The organism is Variovorax sp. 10L426, assembly GCF_056395305.1.
Genome location: NZ_JBFTJF010000001.1, coordinates 354,343 through 367,277, shown reverse-complemented (window position 1 = coordinate 367,277; position 12,935 = coordinate 354,343). Strand labels below are relative to the sequence as shown.

Sequence of the window (12,935 nt, the reverse complement as noted above, 5' to 3'; positions counted from 1 at the left end):
CAATGACAACGGCTGGATGGGTCGCCCCGTGCGCTGCTCAGGACTGGCCGACGCGTCCCGCGGATCTCGCGAGTGGCTCTGGCACAGCGCCAAGCGGGTCGCCCGGTGCTGTCGACTTTGGTCCGGCGTTGTCCGGCAACGGTGCGGGGAGCGCGGTTAGTGCTGTTGGCCTTGCCTCGCCGCTCGCTCCTTCAGGTGCAGGGGTGGGCACTCAGAGTGGGGCCGCGACCATCACCCTCGGCGGTAGTCCCAGCGGTACGACGGCAATCGGTATCCAAATGGGCGGCAATGGCGGTGGACTGGGCTGGCGAGAAAGCCTGGGTATAGGGCGGCGATGACCCGACGCGCAGCGAAACGATCGTCAAGGCGCACCTTTGACCCGTCGCGATTCCGTGATGTCTGCGCAAGCATCCCTCACGCGGCCGCGCAGCCATCGATGCGCAAGATCGCCGTCCATTCGCGGGTGCCAAAGCAATGACACAGCGACCTCCGGTCCGGAGAATGGGAGCGGAAAACTGTGCAGCCCTCCGCGCAGGCCTGCGGTGTGGCGCTCGGGAACACTTGCGATCAAGTCAGAGGCCCGCGCCAGTGCCAATGCCGTCGAGAAGCCGCCGACGACGGTCGCGATTTCCCGTTCGAGGCCGAATGGCTTCAGTGCCTCGTCGATCGGGCCCTTGTCGAATCCGCGCCGCGATACGAGAACGTGCCTTCCAGCCGCGTAGCGTTCCGGTGTGATCTCTCCATGGCACAGCGGATGCCCGAAGTGCACGACGCCAATGAAGCGATCCCTGAACAACGCCTGCACACGCACTTCGGGGCTTGTCGTCTCACCGATGACGCCGGTCTCCAGTTGAACAGTGCCGTCCCGAAGGGAGGTGCTCTCCTTGTCGGTCTTCTGCACGAAACGCAGGCGCACACCGGGCGCTTCCTCAGCGACCCGCTCGAGAAGGCCGGGGCCGAAGGTCTCGACGAAGCCTTCGCTGGTCCGCAGCGTGAACGTCCGGACGAGCTCCTTGAGATTCAGCGCCTCGGCAGGGCGCAGGACCGCCTCGGCATCCTGAACAAGGCGACTCACGCGCTCGCGCAATTCGAGCGCGCGGGGTGTGGGCACCAAGCCGCGTCCGGCCCGGACCAGCAGCGGGTCTCCCGTCGTTTCCCGTAGTCGCGCGAGCGCGCGACTCATCGCCGATGAACTCAGCCGCAAGCGCCGGGCCGCGCGCGCGACGCTGCCTTCGGCAAGCAGGACATGCAGGGTGACAAGCAGATTCAGGTCGGGCGCGGACATGCCCGGACCCTAGCACCAACTGCATGACATGGCGTCAGACGCACGAATAAGTTGCAACCGCTGCGTCTTCCGCTATTTCAGGCGAAGTTCTATCGTTCCCCTCACGTGCTCGAACAGTTTTTCGTTCGAGCTGAAACCGAAGGAATCAAGCATGGCCACCCATACGTTGGAAGCATCGATCGAAGGGATCAAGTCGGTCTGGGGACCTCTCGGCGACGAGGTGATTTCCGGTTGTCGCCGGCACTTGGAGAACCTCCTCCAGGCGCCCGGCACGGAGGAGTGGTTGGCGGCGTTGCATCGGGAAGCTCAGGCCAACAAGGAGTTGTATCGGGACGCGACGCACGGATTCGTGCTCCTGGCGCACACGGAGTACGCAGGGCTCTACAGGCCGCCGCACGACCACGGCCGAGGATGGGTCATGTACGCGATTCAACACGGTGAAATCGAGATGACAACCTATGGCCGCGTGGTGAACCCGGACGGCAGCGTTCGACTGGTGAGACGTGATTCGAGCGTGATGCGACCGGGACAAGTCCAGGTGTATCTGCCAGGCGATATCCATGACACGCGGTGCATGACGGAGCGCGCGCTCCTGTTCCGCTTCACGGAGCGAGACTTGAAGAAGGAGGACAAGGAGGAACACCGCGTAGCGAGGTTCGTGGAGCGGGACGGCGTCTGGACGTTCGGGACGCCATGCTCGGCGTTGCCGTGTTGACTGCTGCATCTCCGGACTCAGCCTCTTCCTCCACGACCATTCACCCCAGTCGTCTCGCCCCGGCGCGCCTTCACGCCATCCAGGTAGTTGTAGATGGTGAAGCGGGTCACGCCAAGGGCAGCAGCGGCGCGTTCGACACCGCCGCGGACCATGAAGAGTCCCCGCTCGAGCATCATCTCGACGGCCGCCGTCTTCTCCTCCTTGTCCATTTTCTGCACGGGCTTGCCATAGCGGCGCACCGCGCTGGAGATGATGTCGAGCATCAACGCCTCGGTGTCGAGCACTTCGACCTTGGGCTCTTTCTCGGTGTCGTTCCTCGAGGGCAACATGCGCGCGAGCAGCGCCCGCGCAGTCTCGATACTGTGAAAGTCCGCGTTCAGGCACAGGGCGGCAAAGGTGTGGCCCAGCGAATCGCGGAACATCGCCGTGGCAGACACTAGCGAGCGACCGTCGCGCGCAAAGGTCGGATAGGGAAACACCGACACGTGCTCGGCCGGCTGCGCCAGCGCCTTGCCATTGGCCAGGATGGCCAGGGCCTTGTCGTTGCCCGGCCCGGCCAGCACCGGGCTGCCGGGCCCGCGCCCGGTGACATGGCCGTTGGCAATGCGCAGCACCGAGCATTCGGGCCGAGTCAGGTCGTGCAGCACCACCTCGATGTGATCGCCCACCATGGCGCCCAGCATAGGCACGACAGTGCCGAGTGCGGACAGGATCACCTCGCGCTCACGCTGCACCTCGGGCGGAAGTCTGGGCGCGCGCTTGCTCATCCCTCGAAGTTCTCCATGCGGTCTTTTCTTTCCCTGGATTGGCTTGACACCCGTGGTGCTCGCATTTAAATTGCATCTTAAACAGCTTGTTGATTCGTTTCAACTAAATATCAACCCAGATCAACCCAGATCAACCCAGTATGGCGCCCATCTCAGTCGTCGACTCGAGCGCTCGAATACGCGAGTTCTTTCCCTATGTCGCGCAGCGCGTCTACCTCGACACGGCCGCCGCGGGACTCTGCTGGAAGGGCCACGGCGCGGCCGTGGCGCGCTTCTACGAAGACGTGAAGAGCCGCGGCTACGACGCGCGACCCGAGTGGTGGGCCAGGACGAACAAGGTTCGCGCGCGGCTTGCGCAGTGGCTGGGCGTGACACCGACAGACATCACCTTCGTCTCCAACACCACCGAGGGGCTCAACCTGGCGGCGAACAGCATCGAGTTCCGCGCCGGCGACCGCATCGTGTGCGCACAGGACGAGTTCCCCTCCGTCATCCGCATCTGGAAGGCCGCCGAGCGCGAAGGGGCCGAGGTGATGCACGTGCCCATCCCGCGCGAGGATGAGCGGCAGGCCCGCCTGATGGACGCGGTGAGCGCCGGCACGCGCGTGCTCGTCGTCTCGCACACGCATTCGAGCACCGGCACCACGTTGGATCTGGCAGCGCTTGGCCGGCACTGCCGCGAGCGCGGTGCGCTGCTCATGGTAGACGGCATCCAGGCCCTGGGCGCGGTGCCCACCCACCTGGCCGATGTCGACATCTACGCATCGTCCTTCTTCAAGTGGATGCTTTCCGGCTTCGGCTTCGGCATCCTGGTGACTTCGCCGCGCGCCCGCGAGGCCATGGCACCGGCCTGGCAGGGCTACGCCAACATGGACGATGCGCGGCAGCTGCAGTACGCGCACGTCAACACGCCCGCACTGTACGGACTCGACGCGACGCTGGACCTGCTCGAGGAAATCGGCTGGAACACCATCCATGCGCGCGTGCGGGCGCTGGGCGACCAGCTCATCGCCGAGTCCGATCGGCTTGGCCTTTCCCTCGTCACCCCGCGTGCGCAGCGCGCGGGCATCTTCGTCTTTCGCGCGCCGGACGGCGAAGCGGCGCGGCTGCGCCTGGCCGAGCGAAACATCAGCGTCTCCGCGCGTGGCGAGGGCGTGCGTGTCTCGCCCCATTTCTACAACAGCAGCCAGGACATCGAGCAATGCGCTGCCGCACTGGCAGAAGTGCTCGCGGCCTCCTGAACCAGCATCGCCTTCGACATCTCGAGGAGTCTCACCATGCCCCACCCGCACGCCCGCCGCCTTGCACTGGCCAGCCTGCTGCTCACCGCCGGCCACGTTGCCTTCGCGCAGGCAGCAGCGGCTCCAGCGCCGGCGCCGGCGTCTTCGCCCACGCTGGCAGCGGTCAAGGCGCGCGGCGTACTCAACTGCGGCGTGATCGGAAGCTCGCCCAACTTCTCGCTGCCCGACAGCACCGGCGTCATGCGCGGCCTGGATGCGGACCTGTGCCGCGCCACGGCCGCCGCGGTACTGGGCGATGCGAACAAGGTGAAGTTCATCAACCTCACGCCGGCCCAGCGCCTGGTGGCAGTTCAGTCGGGCGAGGTGGATCTGTCCTTCTCGCAAATCACCTGGACGCTGGCGCGCGAATCCAAGTCGGGCGTGCAGTTCACAGGGACCTATTTCTTCGACACCTACGGCGTCATGGTGCCCAACGCGCTGAAGGAGGCAAGCACCACCAAGCTCAACGGCGCCAGCGTCTGCATGATCACCGGTCCCGGCGAGACCAACGCCGCCGAGTATTTCGGCAAGATCAAGGTGCGCTACAAGCCGGTACCGTTCTCAGAGGGCGAGCAGATGCGCAAGGCCTTCCTGGCAAAGCGCTGCGACGCCATCTTCCACAGCCTGTCGGCCCTCGCCACCTTCAAGGGCACGCTGGGCGCACAGGCGGCCGACTACCAGCTGCTGCCCGAGACGCACGCCCGCGAGCCGCTGGCGGGCGTGGTGCGCAAGGGCGACGACCGCTGGTTCGATATCGTGCGCTACACGCTCAACGCCATGATCAACGCCGAGGAGCTCGGCGTGACTTCCAAGAACCTGAAGACCTTCGCCACCTCCGCCGACCCCGACGTGAAGCGCCTGCTGGGCACCGAAGGCGACCTGGGCCCGTCGATGGGCCTGGACAAGGAATGGGCGGCCAACGTCATTTCGCAAGTGGGCAACTACGGCGAGACCTTCGACCGCGCCTTTGCTGCCAGCGGCATGCCGCGCGCGCAGAACCGGCTCGCCGAGAAGGGCGGCCTGCTCTACGCCGTACCGATGCGCTGAACCTGCCCGCATGAACCGTCCCGCGCCGCCGGTCCGCTGGAAGTGGAGCGCCGTCCTGCGACAAGCGGCCGCCTTTGCGGTGCTGGCGGGGCTGCTGGTGCTGATGTTCCGGGTGACGGGAGCCAACCTGCATGCCCGCGGCGTGCACACCGGCTTCGACTTCCTGGGCAAACCCGCGATCACCCCGGTGTTCAATTCGCCGCTCGAATTCGAGCCCGGCGTCGACACCTTTGCCACGGCCTTCGTGGCCGGCGCGCTCAACACACTCAAGCTCACCGCTTCATCCATCGTGCTGGCCAGCAGCCTCGGCCTGCTGGTGGGGCTGGGCGCGCTGGCGCACAACCCGCTCGCTCGCTCTCTGGCCAGGGCTTACGTGGAGCTGATGCGAAACATTCCGGTGCTGCTGCACATCGCCTTCTGGTATGGCCTGCTGCTGGAGCTGCCGCCGGCATCGGACAGCGCGGGCTCGCTGCTGCTGGCCAGCAACCGCGGCATCTTCCTGCTGCCCACGGTGGACGGCCTGGACGTGCACGGCGTGGTCTCCATGTCGCCCGAGTTCGCGGCACTGCTCGTCGGCATCTCGCTCTACACCGCGGCCTTCATCGCGGAGATCGTGCGGGCCGCTGTCGGCGCCCTGCCCCGCGGCCAATGGGAAGCCGCCTCGGCGCTGGGCCTGTCACGCGCCGCCACGCTGCGCCGCGTGCTGGGGCCGCAGGCGTTGCGGGTGGGCCTGCCGCCGCTCGCCAGCGAATACATCGGCATCTTCAAGAACAGCACGCTGGCCGTAGCCATCGGCTACCAGGACTTCATGGCAGTGAGCGAGACCATGCTCACCGACACCGGCCAAGCCGTGGAGATCATGGCCATCGTCATGCTGTTCTACGCCTGCGTGAGCCTGTTGGTGAGCGCAGCGATGCACGCGTTCGAGCAGCGCCAGCGCCGATGGGGGCTCGCTTGACCCGGTACGTGGCCAGCACCCGCATCGAGGCTGCGCCGCCGCCCGCGGCGCGGCGCGACTGGATGCACCGCATGAAGGCGGGGCTCTTTCCGACGCCGGCCACCGGCGCCGTCACGCTGGTGCTGGCCGCCTTGTTCCTTGCGTTCTTCTGGAAGCTCATGGACTGGGGCCTGCTCCACGCCGTGTTCAACACCCACGGCCGGGGCCCCGATGCCTGCCGCGTGACGGGCGCCGGCGCCTGCTGGGCGGTCATCGGCGAGAAATTCCGGCTCATCGTCTTCGGCATCTATCCCTATGCCCAGCAGTGGCGCGCGGCGCTGGCGATGGCGATCCTGGTGGTGATGTACGTGCTCTCCACACGGCGCACCTGGTGGAACCAGCGCCTGGCCGTCGCCTGGGCCGTGGCGCTGGCCGGCTTCGGCGCGTTGATGTGGGGCGGCATCCTCGGCATGCCCTTCGTGCCCGACGACCAATGGGGCGGCCTGGCAGTCACGCTGATCCTGGCAACCCTTGGCCTGGCGGCGGGGTTTCCGCTGGCGGTGGCATTGGCATTGCTGCGTCATTCCAGCCGTCCCGGAGTCGGCAAGGCGCTGGCCGTGGCCTACATCGAGATCGCGCGCAGCGTGCCGCTGCTGGCGGTGTTGTTCCTGGCCAGCGTGATGATCCCGCTCTTCCTGCCGCAGGGCACTGACCTGTCCAAGCTGTTTCGCGTGTTCGTGGCCTTCTCCCTTTTCACCGCGGCCTATCTGGCCGAGGTGATCCGCGGGGGGCTGCAAGTGGTGCCGCGCGGCCAGTACGAGGCGGCGGCGGCGCTGGGCCTGAGCCGGCGTGTGACCACCTTGCGGGTGGTCCTGCCGCAAGCGCTCACCGCCGTGCTGCCGGCGCTCGTCAACGTGTTCATCGCCTTCTTCAAGGCCACCTCGATCGTGGTGATCGTGGGCATCTTCGACCTGATGACGGCCGCCAAGCGCGCCATTGCCGATGCGCAGTGGCAGGGTTTCGGCACGGAGATCTACCTCTTCGTCGGTGCCATCTACTTCGTCTTCTGCTTTGCGATGTCCCGCTACAGCGCCCGCCTGCATGCCTCGCTCGATGCGGGGCGGCACCACTGAAACCGCCATGTCCTTGACGCAGCCTTCCATGCCCCCCATCGTGCGCGCCGACGCACTCAACAAGTGGTATGGCGACTACCACGCGCTGCGCGAAATCAGCCTGGAGGTTGGCGAGCGCGAGCGCATCGTGATCTGCGGCCCCTCGGGCTCCGGCAAGTCTTCGCTCATTCGCTGCTTCAACGGCCTGGAGGGCTTCGACACCGGTCGACTCCAGGTCTGCGGCGTGAGCATCGGTCCGGCCTCGGGTGACCTGGCGACGGTGCGCCAGCAAGTCGGCATGGTGTTCCAACAGTTCAATCTGTTCCCGCATATGACGGTGCTCGAAAACTGCACACTGGCGCCGACGTCCACACGCCGAATGGGCGCGCGCGAGGCAAACGACGTCGCCATGCAATTGCTGACGCGCGTGCGTGTTGCCGAACATGCACACAAATACCCCGCGCAACTCTCCGGCGGACAACAGCAGCGCGTGGCCATTGCCCGAGCCCTGTGCATGCGGCCCCGCCTCATGCTTTTCGACGAGCCCACCTCGGCGCTCGACCCGGAGATGGTGAAAGAAGTGCTCGACACCATGATCAATCTGGCGGGCGAAGGCATGTCGATGGTGTGCGTCACCCACGAAATGGGCTTCGCACACGAGGTCGCCGACCGCGTCGTCTTCATGGACGCCGGACAGATTCTCGAAGTGGCAACGCCTGCCGAATTCTTCGCTGCACCGAAGCATGAGCGAGCCCAGGCCTTTCTGGGCGACGTTCTTCGCCACTGACCGCACCTTCCCCTTCGGGCAGTAGACAGCGAACGCCCTGCAAGTCCACAGTGCGGATGGGACTCGCGCGCGCTTGAGCTTGAGGAAGCGACGGACCACGCGTAGCTTCCGGAGGAACGCTCAATGACTCAACGAAGAACCTTCCCGGGACGTGTCGATCTGGATGGAGGCCGGCTTCTGTGCCGCGCGCTGGCGCATGCATGCGGGCTACGGTCATCGCCACGCGAGCGGACGAGCTCGCAGAAGGCAAGTGCAGCGGTCGCCGCCGCCAGGATCGAAAAGAACAAACTCGGCCAGGCTACCCGGTCCTTCACCCACACCGGCAAATGCACGGCAGTCAGCATGAGGCATGCGGACCCAACCATGGCCCAAACTATGGTGACCCAACTCATGACAGCTCCATTCGGTGACCCAGTCCAATTCTCACCTGGGCTCGCCTTGGGCCGCATGACGAGAGTCGAGGAGCCGACTCCGCGTCAGTTCATCGGTTCGAATTCGCCCGGCTTGCAAGTCTTGTCGAACCGCGATTCCAAGGAGCCGTAGAGGCGCAGCACGACGTTCCAGTCTGCCCTCCCCCTGGCATCAACGAGTGCATGAACAGTTTTCGGCGGCATCGGCCTGGCCTATAGTTGCGTGAGAACGCGGCCATCCCTGGGAAGCCACTGAAAATGTTCGCCGCGTTCCCACATCTAGCAGGAGGTCCTGATGCGCCGCTTGTTTGCCAACCGGCTGGCCCTTGCCACGGGGATCGTCGTCGTGCTGATGTCGGCGGTCTTTGCGCTGGTGCGTGTGCTTTGAATCTCGCGGCGAGCGCTCAGCCTGGCAGGTTGTGACAGGCCGTGCCTCAGTCGACTGTCGGCACTTCGCGCCAGTTCAGCAAGCGGATTCCTTGACCGGCCGGCATCGTGAAATCCTGCTTCTTGAGGTTTGCCTTGACGTCACCCGTCACCAGCCGCGGCGTGCCGTCGACGGCCAGGAACTTGATGTCCGTGAGCGCGTTCGGGTATGAGACGTATGCAGTTCCGGTCGGCGCCAGAACCGACTGTCCCGTCGCAAAGTTCAAGGCATAGAGTCGGCTTTGGCCCGAAGGGCTGCACGCATCGGCTGTCGTCAATAGCGGTGCAAACGCCACGATGCCGCTGTAGGTCGTCGAGTTGTTCACTACCCGCCAGGCAATGCCCGTCGCCGTATCGACACCCAGGTCTACATACCAACCGAGCGAGGAACTCGTCATCGTCGCGCCGGCCAGTACGTCCGTGACCGGCGTCAATTGGGATCGCGCAATCGGCATGCTTGCGCTCGCCGCCGCAAACGAAGTCGCCGTGCCGTCGAGGATGCCGTAGAAGTCCTGCTGCCTGGTCGAACCGATGTCCACCGCGTCCAGCAGTTGACCCGTGCCGAACAGTACGAAGCGCTGTTGAGTTCGGGGCTGGATTTCGATCAATGGCGGCGTCGTGATGGGTTGCGTGTTGGACGCACTGTCCGTGACCACAGCGAGCTTGGTGCCTGCCGGATATGCCGAGCTGCTGCCTTTGGCCGCTGTCACGTCGAAGCGCCACATTTGCCCGTTGAGATCGCCAGCGTAGATGGCGTCTGCTGTGTTGTCCGTGAAGTCCTGGACGTAGGCTGAGGCTTCCGACATGCCATCGGAAGCGGAGCCCGTGGGAACCGGCGGCTCCAAGAGCGTGCCTGTTTTCGGATCGAGGAAGTAGAGATAGCTCTTCCCACCGCCGCCGGTGTTGTTGTAGCCTGAGGTCAGCACCACGACCCATCCGTACTTCTGGGTCTTGATGACATTGGGCGCTCCAAAGCTGAAGCCCATCGTCGGATCGGTGAACTCCCAAAGAACCTTGCCCGCGACAGCGCTCTCGGTCGTCATGTTGGCCGGATCGGTGATGTCGATGGCATAGAAGCTCCGGCCGCCCTTGCCCAGGCCGCCGATCAGGATCGAGTGCCAATCGGAAGTCGCGGCGGACGTGGTCGCGAAGTTTCTGCCGGATGTCATGTTGAAGTCGACATCGAAGGCTTTGGCCGTCGCATCCACGTAGTAGTGATGCTGGTAGTTGGGGCTGCCGAGTTGCGCGAGACCGTCGACTTGCGGTGTGCCGCTCGGTCCGCTCATTACAGCGCTCGGGACATAGGCAAACTGCTCGACACCAGCCGTTTGGCCTGTCAGCGCACCGTTGAAGGCGTGCAGCATGCCGTCGTTGGCGCCCACGTAGACCATGGTGGAGCGGTTGGCCTTGGCGGTCTTGAATGCCGCATAGCCCGGATTGACGGCATCCGAGAAGGTTTTGTTCGGCGACCCGACCGGCGTCACTTTGGCGTCGACGATATCGCCCAGCAAAAGTGAGCGCTGCCGATAGGGCTTGGTGGCGTCGGAATTGGACTTTTCGTTGCTGCGATCACCGCGCAGATAGTTCAAGTAGTTGGCACTGTCGTCGCCTGAGACATACGGAGTGTCGAGGTCGCTAGGCTTGACGAGGCTACCGATGCGAAACGGGGTTCCGGTCTTGGTCGAACCGTTCCACGTCACGACGCGACGGTTGGTATCCCAGCCGGTTCCGGTGAGTTGATTCTCGAGGGTGGTCGAGCTCGTCCAATTTTGGGTGACGCTCGATGGATTGCCCGAGGCGTCGAAGACGATGTCGCTCGCGCTCACCACACCCGTCCAGGTCGTGGCGTCGTACTGCGCGCCGTAAGACGCCGCGCCCGCCGACTGGACTTGCACGGTCGACAGCGAGAACGACGTCGTATAGGCATCGATTTCGTTCGAGATCCGCTGGAACGCCCGGGTCAAGCCCGCCAGCATCGTGTCAGGCCGCCCTGCCGCAAAGTAGTTATCGGGGCGATCCACCACACCGCCGGTGCGCGGATCGGTCAATTTGTCGCCGCTAGTCGACCACCAATCCAGCGGGATAGTGCCGGCAAACGTGTAGGGGTCGAACCCGGCCGGAAGCTTCTTCTGGTTCAGTCCGCCGAACTTGGCCGCAAGGTAGAACTTGTTGTTGGTCTGGAAGGGTTGCTCCAGCACGTCCACCCAGTAGGTCTGCACAGTCTGCACGCCCGTCAGGTCCGGCCGAATGTCCTTCGTATTGGCGTCGTAGGCCAGGCCGGCCATGTAGTAGCTCGAGCCGCCTGCGCCTGTTGCCGCAGCCGACAGGTTGGAACCCATGCCTTGCAAAACACCGACCGCATCAGTCGCCGTCATCGCGTTGACGGTGGTGTCCGCGCTCACCTTCGCGGGCATCGTCGGCTCCGCATCCGTGCGCGTATTGCCCGGGACGTTCTTGTCATTCCACGTGTAGATGTCGCCGATGCCCAGAATGAAGTTGCGCTGGCAGGCGTACTGGATGGGGTCGTTCCAGGCCTTGATCACAGGAAAGCCATCGATCCAGGTCTTCCTGGTATTCGTGTCGCTGGTGGTGCTGGTGTCGCTCCATTCCGGAACGTTGCCAAGGTTGCGGAAATAGCGGAGCGCGGCGTAGTACAACTCGTTGACCGGGTCGTAGTTCTTGTACGGACCCGGAATCAGCTGCCCGAACTTGTTGAGATAGTTCATCACCCCACTGTCGCTGACAGTGACGCCAGCGTCGGACGACGTCCTCGTGGCGTCGGCTGCGTCGGGGTTCTGAGTCATCGTGCCGTCGACCGAGCTCCATTCCTGTGCGGCATTGGTCGCAGGCAGTGCGCCTGGGACCGGATAGGTAGGTCCGACGAACTTCTGCTGCGCACGCAGCACACCGCCGTCGCGCTGGCCATTGCTGTCGTTCAGGTAGCCGAATGCGCTGAAGCGCATCTTGTCGGAGTACTGCTGGATCAAGCCCTCGGGCTTGTAGTTGCTTCCATATGCCTTGCAGTTGGCTTCGAGCAATGCGACGCCCAGAGACGGGTCGCACACCTTCACGCGCATCGTGTAGTCGTTGACCGAGGAGTCGCTGGTGAAGAGGGTGTAGGCGTTGGAAGAAGGCTTCTTCCAGAACAACTGGATCTGGTCGCCACCACCGCCCTGGTAGAAGTTCACGACAACCGAGAAGCTCTGGCCGTTGCTCAGGGTGACGGCAGAGCTGGTATCCGTCGTAGCCCCATGGTCCGTCCAATTGTTGATCACCATGGTGCCGTTGACCGACACCTGGACACCGTCGTCCGAGGTTGTCTGGAAGTAGTAGGTGCCGTCTTCCGGGGCGGTGAATGTTCCGGTGTACACCGCCGAGAAGTTCGTTCCGTTCACACCGGGCGCCGGATTTGCCCCGTTCCAGATGTGGTTCAGGGAGTCGTTGGAGACGATCGCGACAGGCGTTCCCCCGACGGTCTTGTAGTTCGAGTTCTGGTAGTAGGTGGCCGTGAACGATCGTCCGGTGCTCGGCGCGCCGGCCGTCAACTCCATCATGAAGCCCCGGCCGTTGATCGACACGTTCAGGCTGGTGGCTGAGCTGAAAGGCGTTGCGCCGGCGATTTCGCCTGGCGTCAGCATCCGGTCGTCAAACAAGCCTTGCCCTGCGTGATACGCCTTTTGCAGGATCGTTTTGTCGGCCGTGTCGACCACGCGATATCCACCGGTCATCGCCCAGCGGAACGGGTCAATGGTCGGCGTGGATGCCCAGTTCAGGAAATTCCCGCTCCATGCATTGGCGCACTGGCGATTGGTTGCGGCACCTGTCGGATAGAAGTAGCTGGAGTCGCCCTTGTCGATTGTCGTGACGCCATTGGGTGTCGGGTCACTGAAGTAGAGGTAGCACTTGTTCGGATCGAAGTACCCCAGGAAAGTGCTTGCGCTGCTGTAGCTGTCGGTATGCGCTGTCCGCGAGGCGGTTGGCCACTCGACCGAGAGCGTCAGTGCGAGGTTGCCGGGCACGCTCGATGTCGAGAACACCGGCTGGTCGGCCAGCGATGCGGCCGACGCGATCATCGAGGCACCCAGTGACAGGCCCACTGCGGTGGCCAGCGCCCAGCGCAGCAAAACCAGACCGCCTTGTCGAATCCGTTTGTTCATGGAAGGCCTCGG

At 64.4% G+C, this 12,935-nt stretch carries 9 protein-coding genes; 6 read left to right on the top strand and 3 right to left on the bottom strand.

Annotated features, from left to right (window positions below; translation table 11 throughout):
* Positions 1-361: 361 nt before the first annotated feature.
* Positions 362-1,285, bottom strand: a complete 924-nt coding sequence (locus tag AC1DHL_RS01815; protein WP_478160156.1) for a LysR family transcriptional regulator — start codon at positions 1,283-1,285, stop codon at positions 362-364.
* A 151-nt stretch (positions 1,286-1,436) separates the two neighbouring features.
* Here AC1DHL_RS01815 and AC1DHL_RS01810 point away from each other — a divergent pair, with 151 nt between their 5' ends.
* Positions 1,437-2,000, top strand: a complete 564-nt coding sequence (locus AC1DHL_RS01810) for a hypothetical protein (protein WP_478160154.1) — start codon at positions 1,437-1,439, stop codon at positions 1,998-2,000.
* 17 nt (positions 2,001-2,017) lie between these two features.
* Here AC1DHL_RS01810 and AC1DHL_RS01805 read toward each other — a convergent pair whose 3' ends face one another.
* Positions 2,018-2,767, bottom strand: coding sequence for a helix-turn-helix transcriptional regulator (locus tag AC1DHL_RS01805; RefSeq protein WP_478096143.1), 750 nt, complete (start codon positions 2,765-2,767; stop codon positions 2,018-2,020).
* Positions 2,768-2,907: 140 nt separating this feature from the next.
* On the opposite strand from AC1DHL_RS01805, the gene AC1DHL_RS01800 reads away from it, so the two are divergent.
* The 5 genes from AC1DHL_RS01800 to AC1DHL_RS01780 are packed head-to-tail and all read left to right on the top strand — an operon-like array spanning position 2,908 to position 7,930.
* A complete protein-coding gene (locus tag AC1DHL_RS01800; protein WP_478096145.1) occupies positions 2,908-4,008 on the top strand; it encodes an aminotransferase class V-fold PLP-dependent enzyme in 1,101 nt (366 codons plus the stop codon).
* 36 nt (positions 4,009-4,044) lie between these two features.
* Positions 4,045-5,094, top strand: a complete 1,050-nt coding sequence (locus AC1DHL_RS01795) for an amino acid ABC transporter substrate-binding protein (protein WP_478160152.1) — start codon at positions 4,045-4,047, stop codon at positions 5,092-5,094.
* A 10-nt stretch (positions 5,095-5,104) separates the two neighbouring features.
* The gene (locus tag AC1DHL_RS01790; protein WP_478160150.1) at positions 5,105-6,052 is read left to right on the top strand and encodes an ABC transporter permease subunit; all 948 of its coding nucleotides are present in this window, start codon (positions 5,105-5,107) and stop codon (positions 6,050-6,052) included.
* Complete coding sequence (locus AC1DHL_RS01785) at positions 6,049-7,164, top strand: amino acid ABC transporter permease (protein WP_478160148.1); 1,116 nt, start codon at positions 6,049-6,051, stop codon at positions 7,162-7,164. Before AC1DHL_RS01790 ends, AC1DHL_RS01785 begins: the two co-directional genes overlap by 4 nt.
* Positions 7,165-7,192: 28 nt before the next feature.
* Positions 7,193-7,930 (top strand): amino acid ABC transporter ATP-binding protein, encoded by a 738-nt coding sequence (locus AC1DHL_RS01780; protein WP_478160146.1) that lies wholly within the window; start codon positions 7,193-7,195, stop codon positions 7,928-7,930.
* A gap of 844 nt (positions 7,931-8,774) precedes the next feature.
* Here AC1DHL_RS01780 and AC1DHL_RS01775 read toward each other — a convergent pair.
* Complete coding sequence (locus tag AC1DHL_RS01775) at positions 8,775-12,923, bottom strand: PilC/PilY family type IV pilus protein (RefSeq protein ID WP_478160144.1); 4,149 nt, start codon at positions 12,921-12,923, stop codon at positions 8,775-8,777.
* Positions 12,924-12,935: the final 12 nt, after the last annotated feature.